Genomic DNA, 16,962 nt, shown 5'->3' with positions numbered 1-16,962 from the left:
GTATAGTAAAGGTGATTGACTAAAAGAGACCACTATATTTTGGTACATGATAGCAAAAATAACTTTAAATTGACTACACTTAATTGCAGTTTAGTTGGTGAATTTAAATAAGAAGATGGAGAAACTAATATTGGATTTAAAAGTATAGATACTAAAAGATTACAGAAGCTTTAAAATAGAGGTGATACATTAAGAGTTCTTGTTTTTTCATCTTTAAGAAACAGTCTGACTTTACGGTTGGACTGTTTTTATTTATTTTCATGAAATCTCTTTATTCAACCTGTATAATACTTTCATTAGTCTAATGAGAGGGTAGATATAGATGAGAGATACTGCAAAGCAAATTATAAATTATTGGTATTCACTTGAGTGTTTGCAACCGAAAGAGGTTCCTAAGTATAAAGTAATTCCTAAGAAGTATGTAAAAGAGCTCGTGTTTACTACTGAAAATGATAGAACTACAATTTATCAACAGTCAGTAATTAATCCTTTTTGGAAAAATTCACATGTTTCTACGTATGTAGTACCGGTACCAAATTATTCTTATAATTATTCTATTATTGATGAGATTAAAAGTTTTAAGGATAAAAAGGACTATGTGTTAGATGATGAACATGCTGTTCTTTTGGGTGTAGTTAAAGGTACTGAAGTATTAGAAGCTTTCATTGAGAAATTAGGTATTGAACACCCTGAAAAACCATATTTAGGAAATGTGTATAGTGCATCATTTATTACTGATGTAGATGGATTCTATAAAGAAGGTAGTCTACAAATTGCTCCATTTATATGGGTGATTTACCAGATGATGTTTCAGCCAGATGTAGAGTTTAAAGATATTAAACTCGATGGGTGGGATGAGGTTGTTAAAGACATCGAGAAAGGTTTTAATCTCCCTGAGGAAAAGGTATCCCTTGATAAGGCTGCACGTGAGATTAATGCATATCTACAAGAGCATATTTTGAAGCCTATGGGTGTTACTATGTTCCGTGCTGGTGATGTTTATGGTTACTGTGGTTTTACGGCAGAGGAAATCCAGCTTGTTAAGGCTGAGACAATGCCTATTAATGATTTAAAATCTAGCTTTTTCCTTGATGATCTACATTTAGTGTTACATCATATTGATACATTAAAGGATAATGATAAGGTATTGTCTTATATTAATAGTCTTAATCAAGATATTGAGCATTATGATTTGTTGAAAGATATAGATCAAATGCGTAAGTGGTATAACCCAAAGGTTTTACCTTATGGTAGATGGCCTTCAAAGTTTAACTTATCTTTTATGCAGCAAATTGCTGTTAATATTGCTAAGGAGAATCCTAAAGATATCTTTTCTGTTAATGGCCCTCCAGGTACAGGCAAAACTACGTTATTGAAGGATATAATTGCTAGTAATATTGTTGAGCGTGCTGCTAAGTTTTGTGAAAGCAATCATGTAAACGATATATTCGAAAAGATTATGGGCCGAGATGGTAAATCCTTTTACTATACTATACCTAGTGATATTGCCATATATGGTATGTTGGTGCTTTCATCAAACAACAAGGCTGTTGAAAATATTACCTTAGAATTACCGAATATCTCTTCTGTGGAAGAGGGAACCAATGGCTCTACCTTGTTTAATCCTGATTCGAGTAATCAACAGGTTGATTTATCTTACTTTGCTGAGGATAAGAATTATGAATATGTTAAATCTAATGAGGTATATTTTACGTTTTTAGCTGATCGTTTAGTAAAGAGTAATGAACAATGGGGATTAATTTCTGCTAGACTTGGTAAGAAAGCTAACATTACTAACTTTATGTCTGTATTAAATGTATTATCTTCAGATATGTCCTCTATTATGCGTATACCTAATGTTCAAGATGCTTTTGAAAGTGCTAAAAAACAGTTTCAGGAACAATATGACCTTGTAAAAGCATTATTTAGTTATGTAACAACATATGAAGATAATATCAAATTAGTTCAGGAGCTAAAATTTAAAATTGATGAATTACAAGAGGAAATTCATACAATCGATGAAGAATTAAGTGAATATGATACCTTAGACGATGATTTATTGAAGTTGATTGAGCATAAAAATAGTATTGAAACTAAATTAATAGAGTATAACAATCAACGATCTATTTTTGATAAGCTGTGGCACGCTACTAATTGGTCTATTTTAAAAGCTATGGGTAACCCTACATTGTTATCGGTAATTGAAGAGGAGACTACAAAGCTTCAAACTATTAAGGGTCAATTGGATGCATTATACCAATTGGTCAATGAACGTGAATCCATAATTAATACAAAAGATGGCTTATTATCTGATATTAAAAATCTTGATGGTACTGTTCAAGGTGTAGAGAGAACACAGCAAGAGATTTTAGGTACATTAAAATCTAGTGGTAAAGATACGATACATTGCTTTGATGATATAGCATCGAAGTTAATGTCATCTGATGAGGAACGCGCAGAGGCACACACTGCGTTCTTATATGTGTGTAACTATTTAAATGAAAGTAGAGAACGCTTATTGTATGATGCCTTACAAGTACAAAAGACTATCGTTATGAGTGATGCTTTTAGAAACAATATGCAATTACTTAGTAAGTATTGGGGTTCATTAAATGAAAAGAAAAATCTACAGAAAAACTTTAACCTTGATGTGATTTTCCCTGCATTACTTAATTCTTTGATGATTGCTGTACCTGTTATTTCTTCTACTTTTGCTGCTGTGGAGAGATTCTTGATTAACTGTAAATCTGGAAGCTCGTTAGGTACTATCATTATTGATGAAGCAGGACAAGCGTCACCTCATATGCTTGTAGGTGCATTGTTCCGTGCGCAAAAGGCAATAGTAGTTGGTGATCCAAAACAGATTGAACCAGTACAAACTGTACAAGATTTGTTTGTAGAAAGAATTGGCGGCGAAGGTATTGGTAAATATCGGAGTAAAGAGCTATCTGTACAAAGCTTAGCTGATGCACAAAATCCATTTGCAGGCATCATCAAAAACCTTGATGGGTCTGAGTCGTGGGTAGGGTGTCCGCTTGTTATTCATAGACGCTGTAAAGACCCGATGTTTACAGTTGCCAATGAGTTATCTTATGGTGGATTCATGATTAATAAGACCATGAATCCCAAAGACCCTATTGAGCCATGTAAAGAGAGCTGTTGGATAACATATGATGCAAGTAATATTGGTTCAAGCACTGGTAAAGATAGATATATACAAATACAAGGTCAAATTGCATTTGAATTAATTCAAAAGTTACGAGCAAGAAATACGAAGTTTAAAGATATATTTATCATTACACCGTTTAGCACTGTTGCATATGGCTTTAAAAAGTATATGGAATCAATTAGTAATGATATCGTCAACTGGACAGATAAAGATAATAAGAGCAGTTGGTTAAAGGATAATATCGGAACTGTTCATACTTTCCAAGGAAAAGAAGCTAAAGTAGTTATTTATATGCTGGGCTGCCAAAGTGATGGTTCTGCTAATGGCGCAATTAAATGGGTTAATGCAAATAATGTAAATGTAGCTTTTACAAGAGCAAAAGAATATGTATATGTTATTGGTGATGCTACTAAATGGGCAGAACTTAATAAAAATCTAGCATTCGCTCAAAGATATTTACCTGTTTATACTTTAGAGGATATATAAAAAATATTAGCTGAAGACGATACTTATAAATGACGAATATATTAAAGGTTATAACAATAAAACAGGAAAAGAAATCCTTAGATTTCTTTCCCTGTTTAAATATGATATAATTTATATCAAAGTGAGGCATAAATGGTTTGGTCGCCAGACTTCGCTTCTAGAATTTAATGTTGAAGAAACGGTCTGACTTCTATGTCGGGCCTTTTTTCATACCACGATTAGAAAGCTAGCTTTTGCTAGAGGACAATCACTTTGCTGCCATGATAATGGTCGCTACAAGTATGCCAAAGGAAATCATCAATGATAACACTTTGAATGTACTCATATTGATCACCGCCAATCTCTAGAAGATTAGCAAAGGCTGGACCCATTCAGAGGCCTCAAGTTCAATATAATGTTGTGAATAATAAAAGTAAATAGATTAGAGGTTCCTAATAGTCACCTAGGTGACCAATAGGAACCTTTTACATTTTGTAATCGTATTCATAATTGTGTTCTTATTATGTTACAATACAGTTAAAATTACTATTTTATGGAGAGATGTATATGTTAAAACGTTTATTATTAAGTGCTATTGTATTGAGTTCAATTTGTGTATCTTGTCATGCAATAGATGTAGACCTACCTGGTGCAAACTCCAAAATACCTGAAGATGAGTATAAAGATTATGTATATCTTAGTCCTAAAATTGCATTGGAGCAAATTGCTAGTACACAGGCTATGATTAATCAAATTAAAGCTGATGGTACTTTTGAAAAATTAAAAGAATGGCGTAAGATATCTGATGATGCTGAATTGGAGAAAACGTTACGCCATGATTTTAAGCAGTTTATGACGCCAATAGATGGACAAACAGAAATAATAGAACATACAGAAAATAGTGGGATACAGCTCACAGTTCCATTTTCAAGTATATTTAAGATTCAAAATAGTGAACATAACTATACCTTAGAAGGTCTTACTGGCAGTACATATGTCGCTAGAGATTATAATGTTGTTGAAAAAGGTGGTTCTGAAAGAACATTTATTTATAAAAAATTAGATAATACAAAATATTGGAATCTAAACGTTACTAATTTGGATAAATCAAATCAAGGTACTATAGTAGGCATTACTTTTACAAGCAAAGATAATCCTAATACTAGTCATAGTATTGGTACGTATGTTGCAGGATCTGAATCAGAGTCAGAACGTAATATAAAAGCCAATAGAATTCTTGCAAATTATGTATTGCCTTCGATACGTTCCTTGAATAGACTTAACGAATTTTCTACTATTACGATGTCGAAGAATTTACAGTATCGGATACTAAATGGTTCAACTCGTACAGAATCGACAGATAAGGACAGTATATATAGATCTAAATCTTATACTGTAACGCATAAAGGACCACATGGAGTAAATCAAGTCCTTCAGATGATTCCACTACATGATAAGCAACAGCATTTTTTATTGAATGCAAAACCAGATGATCCATATAACTTTGAGACCCATATTGAGTATATTAATTCTTTATATGGTCATACCTTAAATAAAAAGATTAGATTGTCTCGGATTAGTAAAAGCTTCGTCTGGTTTGATGGTATTCCGGGGTTATTATTGGATTATGAATTATCTAATGGAGAGGGTAGATTAGAATTTATAACACACGATAAAGACTATGAATATCGTCATATTGTTTCATATCGAGTAAATGGCTATTATACTTTGGAGCAACTAAAAAATATGTTGTTAGATGTAAAGTTGTTAAATACTGGAGATATGTATAATAGAGATATTGACTTATTTAATCTAAGATTAAAGTCTTAGCTTATCTTGAATTGCAATAAGTAATAAAATAGTAGAGCCTAATAAACATATATATGTCTATTTGGCGCACAATGATAACAGGGAAAGAAATAATACGATTTTTTTCCCTGTTTAGATATGATATAATTTATATCAAAGTGAGGCATAAATGGTTTGGTCGCCAGACTTCGCTTCTAGAATTTAATGTTGAAGAAACGGTCTGACTTCTATGTCGGGCCTTTTTTCATACCACGATTAGAAAGCTAGCTTTTGCTAGAGGTCAATCCCTTTGCTGCCATGATAATGGTCGCCACAAGTATGCCAAAGGAAATCATCAACGATAACACTTTGAATGTACTCATATTGATCACTGCCAATCTCTAGAAGATTAGCAAAGGCTGGACCCATTTAGAGGCCTCAAGTTCAATATAATGTTGTGAATAATAAAAGTAAATAGATTAGAGGTTCCTAATAGTCACCTAGGTGATCAATAGGAACCTCTTTCGTTTTGTAATTAGTTCGGGGGATTTAACAGTATCTTTTATGCAGACCTCGTTTGCCGTATATTTTTAAGATTATAGCAATAATTGTATTTAATACGAATAGAAGAGCAAAGCATACTAAGGCTGTAGTATATCCATATCCTGCTTCGTGAAAGTATGACACGAGCATAGGACCAACTATACCAGCTAATCCCCAAGCGGTTAGAATGCGGCCATGAATAGTGGAGAGTTGGCGTATGCCATAGAGGTCTGCAAGATATGCTGGCATACAGGCGAATCCGCCGCCATAGCAGGTGATAATGAGAAGAATTAAAACTTGGAATGTTAGAGCATTATTGGTTTCGGCAAGTACGTAGAATGCGATGATTTGTATAATAAAGAATAGTATGTAAGTTTGTGCACGGCCAAAGTAGTCGGAGATAGTGGACCATGCAATGCGACCTCCACCATTGAAGATACCGATGATACCAACTAGTGATGCAGCTGCTGCAGGTGTCATACCAATGGTTTCTTGTGCCATAGGGGATGCTAAGGATAGAAGACCTATACCACAGGTAATATTAATAAAGAAAATCCACCAAAGGGCACCAAATTGCCAAGTTTTCATAGCATCATTAGCTAGCATACCATGGTTGTGAACGTACATAGTGGATTTATCTTTCGTAGTTCGAGGTGGTTGTTTTTGTTGAGGTGCTTTCAAATAGAGCGAAGAGGCGCCCATAACCACTAGATAGATTACACCGAGGATAATGAAGTTATTTACTAATCCCACTTGAGCTACGAGGAATTGCATAAGTGGTCCTGCAATGAGTGAAGCAAATCCAAAACCCATAATGGCTAACCCGGTGGCAAATCCTGGGCGATTTGGAAAGTATTTTACCAGTGTAGAAACTGGTGTTATATAACCAATACCTAGTCCGATACCACCGATGATACCATAGAATAGATAGAGTAAGGTAAGATTATGGACACTAAGTGCATAAGCAGTACCTAATAGGCCTGCCACCCAGAATAACATAGCAAGAAGGCCGCTTTTTTTAGGACCTATTTTTTCTGCAAAGGATCCTAAAAAGCCTGCAGACAGTCCAAGCATCAGGATAGCTAGGGAGAAGGTCCATGTTGTTTGAGACATAGTAAATCCCATATATGCCATAATAGGTCGTGTGAGCACGCTCCATGCGTACACACTACCGATGGATATATGCAGACCAATGGCAGCTAGTGCAATAAGCCAACGATTTCTCATAAGAAAACTCCTTTCATATAGGTGAGATGATTAAAACTTTGTACAGTATTATTTGCTACAAGAAAATAAAAAAAGACCGCCTGAACAAAAGCTTGCCCAGACGGTCGGCTATCACACGATGTGCGCTACTGTGCATGTAGTCAATTCTACGAATCCGTCAGCCCAGTAGTAATATATTATAAATATAGCAATTAAGAGGATATCTTGTCGATGATATAAGTCACTATCGTATACACCATAAACATTTATTATTGAAAATAAGGAAAGGAATCCTTCGATTCCTTTCTCTCTTTAGATATGATATAATTTATATCAAAGTGAGGTATAAATGGTTTGGTCGCCAGACTTCGCTTCTAATAAGAAAAATTGAAGAAACGGTCTGACTTCTATGTCGGGCCTTTTTTCATGCCTTCAATCACCATTTTCATCAATGTATTCTTATTATGTTACAATACAGTTAATATTAGTGTTCAATGGGGGATGTGTGTATGAAACGTTATATTACACTACTTAGTTTAGGATTGTGTTTAGCCATACCAATGCTTTCACAAGCTAGCGATATTAAACCTCTTATGCATGTTACGAATGTACATAATGGTCAATATGATACGGCATTAGATGCTATTACAGATACAAAGTTTTATGGACCGTATCAATTCCGAGTATTAAAGAATGCTATCGAAACACAGGGTGAAACGAAGGACATTGATGGTAGGGCGTTTAGAACCTCTGATGGGATATTTATGCATGTAAAGGCTAGATCTATCGATAGTACGAGTTCCACGTTAGATGCTGAGGTTAATGAGATTGTTAAAGATAGGACGGTTCCTGAACCTACAGTTAAGATGGTATTGCCTGTTAAGCATGATGTAATAGAGGTCAATAATGATGGTGTGCGTAGTTTGCTAGCCGAATTTATGTATGGCTGGCCATTACATAATAGGACGGATATGGTATTAGTTACTGATTATGAAGATACTCGTTACTATTATAATTTGCAGTTTTATAGAGACAAGCTACCTGAAGGTATTCGCATTGAGCAGTTGCGCCAAATGATTATGGATGCGCAGTTCAGTTATAAATAAGTGATATCTAATTAGCACAATATAGTTATAAATAAAAGAGGTTCCTAATGGTCACAGTAGTGACTTATAGGAACCTCTTTTGTCGGGCAAGTAATTTATATGAATTTGTTATAAGGTTATATTACTTATAAGTGTGTTTTTTTATTCGTGGTGGTTTTATATGTTTTACAATTACGATAGATATAGCAATTGTAAAAGCTATCAAAAAGGATTCTTTTGCGAAGCTAATGGCAATAGTTTCTTGTCCCATTAGCATATAATAAATGGATCGATAAAAGCTGAGCCCTGGTAGTAAAGGGAATAAGCTAGTCATTAGGAAAACTATAGCAGGGCATTTCCGTTTAACAGCCAATATTCTTGATGCTATGGCGATGATAAAACCACTGATGAATATGGAGAGCATAACATTAGACTGTAGTGAAGATAATGTTAAGAACAAGAACCATGAGATGAATCCTAATATTGTACAATCGATAAAATGTTGTTTAGCTACACGGAATAAGATTGCAAATGCTGTAGTACCAATACCAGCCATTATACTACGCATAAACATAGAGGTTAAGGAATTAGTATCTAAATTAGAGGTATAAAGAGGAATCATTTGTGTGTTGAAGAGTAGTGATTGTACTACTGCGACTCCTACAGCCATTGAAATACAGGTAAGTAATGCGCCCATCATAAGGGTTATTCCTGTATTATAGTTATTCTGGCTATACTCTCTAATAGCATTGACGAAAGGAACTCCGGGAACAATGTCAATCATGGCTCCTAGTAATATAACTGATAGGTTGGAGCCTAATTCAAAGTGGATAAAGAGATTACCCAATAAGGCTATTAGAATACTACCTAAAATGGTAATCAATACATCAGAGCTAAGTATGCGTTTGATGGTACACATATAGACGCCTAATATTAAGCCTATAATACCTGCAATTATAGAGTCTGTTATAGAACTACCAATTGCATAGCTAAAGCCCGAAGCTCCTAACGTATAAGCTACTAATCTCCAAAAAAAAGAATAGTCTGACATGGTATCAATTTGATTAAGTTCACTTTCAATCTCCTCAATAGTAATATTTTTTTGTGTGATACGTCGGGAGAGAGCATTAACAGATTCAATTTTACTGAGGTTAATATCGACTTCAGGAACGTTATAAATACGAGTAATTTCAGTTCCATCAGCTTTCTTAGCAGTCGCAAAAATGCCTCTATTGGATACGTAGGCTTCTAAATCTTTAAAATTCATAGCTCTTGCTATGTAGTTCATAGTATCCTCTGTACGACTGATTTCGGCGCCACTGCTAAGTAGTATTTTTCCAGCTTTTAGTATAATTTCTAATTCCACACCTGTCATTATTTCCTCGTTATTCATTTTACTTCATTGTTATTTATATTGGACTTTTTGATAGGTCTATCTTTAGAAGATTCAGTTGATTTTGATTCTTCCTGTTGTTCTTGTAGAATATTGATATTTTGATGTATAACTTCTTCGTCTATTGAGAGATGCTCTTCCACATAGTCTTTTAGCTCTTGAACTGTTTCCGTATTTGAAAGTATTTCTTTTGCTTCATTATGAATATCTTCTTTAAGAGATTTTGTATCTGCTTGACTAATATCACCTAATGTATGGAATAGTTCACGTTCTTTTTCTGAAAGATTTTTGTGAGGACTATGTTTTTTTAATGATAAATGGAGCATCTTTCTTCGGAAGAGTTTTTCCATAATGATATCTTTACGATCACGGAGCCAGCCATAAATAAGAATAATTAGGAGTAATAGTCCCATATAACCGAGAATTGGGTAGAGGATACTAATCAAATCTTTAAAACCAAAGAAACTACATATATATCCTATGATTACTACAGAAATAATAACAATTCTCATTCTTTTTGTACTGCCGTTGGCAAAACGTCTAGCAATAGAATAAAAAAGAGAGAATGCTGTATTAAAAATAAGTGAAAAGACTGTGATTGCATATATATATGCTAGCCAAGGATGAATTTGATTGGCAATAGCAAGAATCGGCAAATCTGCATCTTTTACAGTATCTAGATTGGCAAAAATAGAGATAGCAGCTATAAAAACAACTAATCCGACTAATAGGCCGCCACGAGTGCCACCTTTTTCAGCAATACCAATACGAACAACAGAACCACCTAAAATAAAGGCCATAGAAACAGCTGTCATAGCACATAGAGAATAATAATTAATGACAGAAAACCATACATTGCTTGTGGCTGGTTTGATTGTGTGGGCTATAGTATCTAACGCAGCCCAATCATGACTTTTACCAATAAAAGAGTAACCTGTAATGATGAATATCATTACAATCATAATAGGTGTAAAAATACCTAGAACATTGGTAATTTTATCAAAGTCCATAAATGATACGGTTATGATTAAAAGTGAGCAAATTAATCCGCCAATCCAAAAAGGAAGTCCAAATTGTTGTTCTAAGTTTGATCCTGCACCGGCTATCATAACGAAGCCCATAATAAAACTACCAGCGATTAGTACAAAATCAAGTATTTTTGTAATAATAGGATGGGAAATCTGTGTAAAAACTTCTTCATGATTGTCTGCACGATAGTAGCTCCCCAAAGAAAGCATGATTTTACCAAATGCGGCATTTAATAGACCTAGTAATAGAACACCAATGAGACCTATTTGGCCAAAACTTATAAAATATTGTAGAAGATCTTGTCCACTCGAGAGTCCTGCACCTACAATAACACCTATGTAGGCAAATGCAATTTTCCATGATTGTTGCATTATATTTTCCTCCTTTCAAATACATATCTTAGTATATAAAATAATATTATATCATACTAATGATTCAATTGATGGAAATCTTACTGCCAATCTCTATAAGATTAGCTAAAAATGGACCCATTTATAGGCCTTAAGTTCAATACACTAACTATTGAATTGACGGCGTGTACATGTGAAAGTAATGCCTCATAGATGTAACATATATCACATTTTTAAGGCAATAGATTGGGGATAGTATCTATGCGTAAAAGGTATAATGTGAAAGTTGAAATAAATTTGAGAAAATAAAAGAAAAACCGCAGAAAATGAGAATTCAAATGTTTTAATTCTCATTTTTGTGCGGTTTTAAGATATAAATCGGTTATTTTATATGAATTTGTTATAGATTAATGATTATAATTTTGTACATTATTTATTTAAGTTTTCCACAATGCTTAGAATATCTTCTGCTTTACGAGCAATATGTGTTACGCCTAATTCTTGGTGGAGAGATTCTTCTCTAAATCCCCATGTAACACCAATGCATAGTAGTCCAGAGTTTTCCGCTGTTGCTACGTCTACTTCAGAATCACCAACATAGATAGATTCTTCTGGTGTAGAGCCTAGTTCTTTTAAGGCTTGTAGTACCATGTCTGGTGCTGGTTTGCGTTGTAAGCCAGGTCTTTCACCGATGGCAACAGGTAAGCGATCACCAAAGTATTCTTTATTTAGAGGTGTAACACCTTCTTGGATTTTGTTAGATACGATGGCCAATTTATAACCTTGTTCACGTAATACATCAAGCATATCTAGGATGCCTGGGTAAGGAGCTGTTGTGTCTTTTAAATGCTCACCATAGTATGCTTTGAATTCCTCAATGTATGGTTCTAATTCATCATCTGCTACAGAACTTGGTAAACATTGACGTATTAAGTACGTTACTGCATTGCCAAGAGCTGCTTTTACTTCTGCTAGTGATTTTTCAGGGAAGTTATGTGTACGTAGTACATAATTTACAGCATTCGCTAAATCTGTAGCCGTATCGAGCAATGTGCCGTCACAATCAAAAACGATGGTTGTATATTTCATGGGAACCTCCAGTACGAAATCTATATGTACTTTATAAGTATAAGATAAATAGGGAGAAAATCAAGTGAATAGGCTCATGACCTATAAATTATGTTACAATAGTAGCAGTACTAATTACAGTGTATAGGAGGCGTAGTATGACTGAAATACAAGCTCTTTTATTGATAAAATCTATTCTTGAGTCCGCAGATATTCATGGTATTGAAAACATTTTGGCTGAGGATTGCGAATACATGTCCACAGGGCGTGGTATTATTGGCCGCAATCGTAATGAAAGTATTGAGTTTTTATCCTCTATGACTGAGTCTATTAAGGCTGATAATGTGCCTGTTACGTGCAAGGTGATGCATATTACCGATGTGTACGAGGAGGATGCGCTATTCCATGAGGGCCGTCATGGTTTGACTGTTTCTTATGAAAGCGGCGATAACTATGTGTACATGATTTTTGTAGATGTAAATGATGAGGGGCTCGTAGACCGCATTGTATCTAGTCAGGAAAACTATAGTATTGAGTATGATGATCTTCGTTTTGGCGATGATGAAAGCGAGTATGCTTTTATTTCTGCACCAACTACTGTGAAAGATTGGATTACAGCCCTCAGCATGTGGCTTGAAACCGCGAATGTTGATGTGGATGATTTTTATCAGTACATCGATGAAGACACACGTGTTGTATTCCAAAAGGGCGATGCTGAATCGATTACTCTTGAAAGTGGCCTTGATGTAGAAGATTACTTTGATCAATTAATGAACCAACACTTTGATGCGGTGCCTCATATTATTCGCGATGAAGAAGATGGCCTTATTTTAACCTATGGGCCTATGAGTGCCATTGCAACCCTTAATGAAGAAGGCGCACTAGCCCTAATTAGTATCTATATCGACACACGCGACGAAGACGAAGCTACTGATGAAGTTGGCTATATCGAAGAAGAACTAACCAAGACAACAACTACTGAAGAAGAGTTATTATAAATAACTCTATCAGTAAAATGTACTATACTTATTCTAAATATATATGGTTAGTGAGATACTACCAGTTAAAACTATTATGTTTAGTCTAACTACATATGGTTAATGAGATACTACCAGTTAAAAGTATCATATTTAGTCTAAAAGTATATATAGTTAATGAGATACTACCAGTTAAAAGTATCATATTTAGTCTAAAAGTATATATAGTTAATGAGATACTACCAGTTAAAAGTATTATATTTAGTCTAGAAATGTAAAAAACTACCAGTTAATTTCACGTTGTAGTAGATCGACCTCCTGTTATTGAAGATAGGTTTATAAAACAACATGACTAACTGGTAGTTTTAAATTTAATTAGAAATAATTATTTTTAATTGGTAGTATCTCAAAAAAGGGTATATATGAGATGCGTGAAATTATTTTTAACTGGTAGTATCTCTAAAATAGATATATGTAAGAGAACCAAAAGCTTTTCTACATTTCATCATGGTCCTTAATGAGACCAGCTTTTTTCTTTTTCCAATAGGAGTAGTAGAATGGCAAGATTACAATACAGCCGCCTAGACCCCATAGTAATTGGTTAGTTTGTGCTTGGGCGAGCATCCATAGGGAGGTGCCGATCGCAATAACTGGGATTAAATAGCCACCAGGGATTGTATAAGATCGAGCTTTGTCTGCCCATTTACGACGGAAGATAATAACTGCTAAACATGTTGGTAAGTATTGTGTAAAACGAGATACTGCACTGATGGCTGCTAGTGTAGTAAAGGAACCAGACCATGCAAGTAATACACTGGCAATAGCAGTAACAATAGCTGCAACATATGGTGCATTGTAACGATTACGTTTAGCTAGAGCACTTGGTAACATACCGTCTTCAGCCATAGAGGTAGCCACACGAGGTGCATAGTAAGCCTCCGCAAAGTTGATACCACCCATAGAAATTAGTGTTCCTACTAATACAACGTACATGCCGATAGGACCTACAATTACGTTAAAAGCATCTTGGACTGGTGCTTTTGTATTAGCCAAGTCAGAGCCGAGTACACCGATAGATACGGCGAGGATTGCCATATATAGAACGGACACGAGAAGCATACACATGATAATAGCCCGTGGCAAATTCTTTTTAGGATTTTTCATATCCTCTGCAGCAATGGCAATAACTTCAAATCCTGTATAGGCAAAGAATAGAAGAACAGCAGCTTGTGCAAATGATCCATCCACATAAGTATCTTGCGGGAAGACTGGCGTAAAGTTAGCTCCATTTATAAAGAAAATGCCAATTGCAATGAATAGGGCAAGAGGAACTAACTTAGAAATAGTGATTAAGTTGTTAACGAATTTTGATACGTTAACACCAAAGATATTTACAATGGTAAGACCTACAATCAAGATAAATGAAATAACATCTTTTGCAAGATCACCACTTAACGCCGGTACTGCAGCACCTAATGCGGTAGCAAAGCCAACGGCCATGGCCGCCCAAGCAATAACGGTTACAATCCATTTTAGAACGCCTACTTCGAAGGCCCAAAAGTCACCTAATGCATGTTTTGCATATAGGTAAGGTCCGCCATTACGTGTAAATAGGCTTGCCGCTTCAGCAAAGCAAAGGGCGATACATCCTGCAATAACGGCATCAAATAATAGGACGCCTAAACTAGCGGAACCAATGATAGAATATGCTTTGTTTGGTAGTAGGAAAATACCTGTCCCTACAATACCATTGATGCCTAGGAGTACAATACTCCAGAAGCCAAATTTTCCTGTTTCTTTCATACTAAAACCTTCCTACTATTTAGTTATATTTTCTCGAGCTGCTGTTACAAAGGCAGCAAATAAACGTTTTGCATTTTCATCTGTTTCAGACATCATTTCTGGATGGAATTGGCAGGCTACTAACCAAGGATAGGAAGCGTCTTCTAATGCTTCTACAGTACCATCCTTAGCTCTTGCTACTACTTGTAAACCTTTACCAACATGTTTTACTGTTTGATGATGGTGGGAATTTGTAATCCATGTGGAGCGACCAATAGCACTAGCAAGCTTAGATTCAAATTCAATATCTACTGTATGAGTGCCAAGAGAAGGTGTTTGGTTTTGTGAATGTTTTATCGTACAGTTTTCATCATACTTTAAATCTTGGTATAGAGAACCACCACGATATACATTTAAAATTTGAATGCCTCGGCAAATACAAAAGATAGGAATCTGTTTTTCTTCTGCTGCTTTTAATAATGCAAAATCGAATTGATCTCGTTCAGGGAATACATCGCCTAGACCTTGCAATGGTTCCTCACCGTAATTTAGGGGAGATACATCATGGCCACCAGATAATAATAAGGCGTCAAGTTTTGCTACTGTTTCACGGGCTACGTCCAGATTTTTTGTAAATGGAATGATAACTGGAATGCCACCAGCCTCTTCGATAGAGCGTGGATAATCATGGTTTACATAAGAACGTAATAAATCTACGTAGGCACCGCCGCTATCTCGTAAGATATTGCCAGATACACCAATGAATGGTTTTGTCATAATATCACCTCGTATGTGTAAAAATTTGTACAATTAGTATAATTTAAGTATATCAAATATTCGTGAATAAATAATACTACTATTGCAATTAATTATAAAACTTATACATTCTAAAATATGTTAACATTGTTACATTTTCTAAAATTCATATTAGTTTTATAGGGATAATTATATTCGGTTTTATAGGCATAATTATATTCGTATATGTTTTGTTAAAAACATGGTATGATAGATTACGAATAAACTGTACGGGAGGTTTACTATGGTTTTTCTTACATCCTTACAGAGCATCATACCTATTGTATTGCTAATCTCGCTAGGATATATATTAAAAGGGCGAGGGATGTTTCATCCCATATTTAGTGGTAATCTATCTAGATTTATCATGTCTGTTGCGTTACCAGCCGGTGTATTTGTATCGGTATTGCATCATCTACATACATCGGATTTATGGGACCTTCGATATGGGATGCTAGCCGTTACATTAACCTATGTAATTGCATATATCGTTGCTTTTATCATGATGAAAGCACTAAAAGTACCTCGAGGTAGGCGTGGTATTTTCATAAATATGGTAGTTAATGATAACTGCTTATTTATTGGATTGCCAGTGCAAATCGCCCTCTTTGGTCAAGATGCGCTACCATATTTCTTGTTATATTATATCGGTAACACTATTTCAGTATGGATGGTAGGGGTATTCCTTATAGAGTTAGATCCATTGCCTAATGATGAATTAGGTTTTGATAATAGTAAAACTGATGGTATAAGTAATAGCACAGTAGATACAGAAACAAAGCGTAAGAAGTTTAAATTTGATTTGAAGAAGTTATTACCTCCACCATTGTTAGGGTTCTTTGTAGCATTGATATTCTTATTCTTCAAAATTCCTTTAGCACCAATTTTACATACTACATTGAATTACTTAGGAGATATGGTAACCCCATTATCCTTGATTTATATTGGTATTGTACTTCATGATGCGGGGCTAAAAAGTATGAGTCTCAATAAAGATTCCATTGGTGGTATTATCGGTCGTTTTGTAATTTCACCGATTATCATGTTCTGTGTCATTCTGGGCTTGCAATATGGCGCAGGTATCGTCCTAGAACCAATAGCAATCATTACCTTTGTTGTACAATCGGCGGGTCCCGTTATTGCAGTATTACCAATTGTAGCCAATGAATCGAAATCTGACTTGCCATTTGCTACAGGACTTGTCATGATTAGTACCATATTATTTGTGGTAGCTATACCAATTATTATGGAAATCCTAACTATGATAGGTATAACAGCATAAACAATAAAAAGGTCTGACTATAATGTCGGA

13 protein-coding genes and 1 riboswitch are annotated in these 16,962 nt (G+C 34.9%); of the genes, 5 read left to right on the top strand and 8 right to left on the bottom strand.

Going from position 1 to position 16,962, the window contains the following annotated elements; genetic code table 11:
• The first annotated feature begins 322 nt into the window (after positions 1–322).
• Positions 323–3,655: a DEAD/DEAH box helicase gene (locus VEIS1202513_RS04650; RefSeq protein WP_213467949.1), complete on the top strand. Its 3,333-nt coding sequence runs from the start codon at positions 323–325 to the stop codon at positions 3,653–3,655.
• A gap of 236 nt (positions 3,656–3,891) precedes the next feature.
• Here VEIS1202513_RS04650 and VEIS1202513_RS04645 read toward each other — a convergent pair whose 3' ends face one another.
• Complete coding sequence (locus VEIS1202513_RS04645) at positions 3,892–4,026, bottom strand: hypothetical protein (RefSeq protein WP_256440062.1); 135 nt, start codon at positions 4,024–4,026, stop codon at positions 3,892–3,894.
• Between the two features lie 175 nt (positions 4,027–4,201).
• Here VEIS1202513_RS04645 and VEIS1202513_RS04640 point away from each other — a divergent pair, with 175 nt between their 5' ends.
• The gene (locus VEIS1202513_RS04640) at positions 4,202–5,464 is read left to right on the top strand and encodes a hypothetical protein (RefSeq protein WP_213467948.1); all 1,263 of its coding nucleotides are present in this window, start codon (positions 4,202–4,204) and stop codon (positions 5,462–5,464) included.
• A gap of 242 nt (positions 5,465–5,706) precedes the next feature.
• Here the strand turns inward: VEIS1202513_RS04640 and VEIS1202513_RS04635 are convergent, their stop codons facing one another.
• Both VEIS1202513_RS04635 and VEIS1202513_RS04630 read right to left on the bottom strand, forming a co-directional pair.
• Entirely contained in the window at positions 5,707–5,778 is a 72-nt protein-coding gene (locus tag VEIS1202513_RS04635; RefSeq protein ID WP_371732233.1) for a hypothetical protein, read from the bottom strand.
• A gap of 193 nt (positions 5,779–5,971) precedes the next feature.
• Positions 5,972–7,192, bottom strand: coding sequence for an L-lactate MFS transporter (locus VEIS1202513_RS04630; RefSeq protein WP_213467947.1), 1,221 nt, complete (start codon positions 7,190–7,192; stop codon positions 5,972–5,974).
• Between the two features lie 87 nt (positions 7,193–7,279).
• Positions 7,280–7,367: riboswitch (ZMP/ZTP riboswitch) on the bottom strand.
• A gap of 313 nt (positions 7,368–7,680) precedes the next feature.
• Here VEIS1202513_RS04630 and VEIS1202513_RS04625 point away from each other — a divergent pair.
• Entirely contained in the window at positions 7,681–8,277 is a 597-nt protein-coding gene (locus VEIS1202513_RS04625) for a hypothetical protein (protein WP_213467946.1), read from the top strand.
• 121 nt (positions 8,278–8,398) lie between these two features.
• Here the strand turns inward: VEIS1202513_RS04625 and VEIS1202513_RS04620 are convergent, their stop codons facing one another.
• From VEIS1202513_RS04620 to VEIS1202513_RS04610, 3 genes are all read right to left on the bottom strand, one after another.
• A complete protein-coding gene (locus VEIS1202513_RS04620) occupies positions 8,399–9,631 on the bottom strand; it encodes a threonine/serine exporter family protein (RefSeq protein WP_105089548.1) in 1,233 nt (410 codons plus the stop codon).
• A gap of 14 nt (positions 9,632–9,645) precedes the next feature.
• Complete coding sequence (locus VEIS1202513_RS04615; protein ID WP_129823139.1) at positions 9,646–11,049, bottom strand: YkvI family membrane protein; 1,404 nt, start codon at positions 11,047–11,049, stop codon at positions 9,646–9,648.
• 408 nt (positions 11,050–11,457) lie between these two features.
• Complete coding sequence (locus tag VEIS1202513_RS04610) at positions 11,458–12,117, bottom strand: HAD family hydrolase (protein ID WP_213467945.1); 660 nt, start codon at positions 12,115–12,117, stop codon at positions 11,458–11,460.
• Between the two features lie 137 nt (positions 12,118–12,254).
• Here VEIS1202513_RS04610 and VEIS1202513_RS04605 point away from each other — a divergent pair, with 137 nt between their 5' ends.
• Complete coding sequence (locus VEIS1202513_RS04605) at positions 12,255–13,094, top strand: hypothetical protein (RefSeq protein ID WP_213467944.1); 840 nt, start codon at positions 12,255–12,257, stop codon at positions 13,092–13,094.
• 474 nt (positions 13,095–13,568) lie between these two features.
• On the opposite strand, the gene VEIS1202513_RS04600 is transcribed toward VEIS1202513_RS04605, so the two are convergent.
• Both VEIS1202513_RS04600 and VEIS1202513_RS04595 read right to left on the bottom strand, forming a co-directional pair.
• Entirely contained in the window at positions 13,569–14,876 is a 1,308-nt protein-coding gene (locus VEIS1202513_RS04600) for an APC family permease (protein WP_195185870.1), read from the bottom strand.
• A gap of 15 nt (positions 14,877–14,891) precedes the next feature.
• The gene (locus VEIS1202513_RS04595) at positions 14,892–15,632 is read right to left on the bottom strand and encodes a gamma-glutamyl-gamma-aminobutyrate hydrolase family protein (protein ID WP_213467943.1); all 741 of its coding nucleotides are present in this window, start codon (positions 15,630–15,632) and stop codon (positions 14,892–14,894) included.
• Between the two features lie 262 nt (positions 15,633–15,894).
• Here VEIS1202513_RS04595 and VEIS1202513_RS04590 point away from each other — a divergent pair, with 262 nt between their 5' ends.
• On the top strand, positions 15,895–16,932 hold the full coding sequence (locus tag VEIS1202513_RS04590; RefSeq protein WP_213467942.1) for an AEC family transporter: 1,038 nt from the start codon (positions 15,895–15,897) through the stop codon (positions 16,930–16,932).
• The last annotated feature ends 30 nt before the right edge of the window (positions 16,933–16,962 follow it).

It is taken from the genome of Veillonella orientalis (assembly GCF_018406505.1).
GTDB lineage: Bacteria > Bacillota > Negativicutes > Veillonellales > Veillonellaceae > Veillonella > Veillonella nakazawae.
The sequence above is the reverse complement of the archived record's forward strand: the minus strand, read 5'-3'. Positions and strand labels throughout refer to the sequence as shown.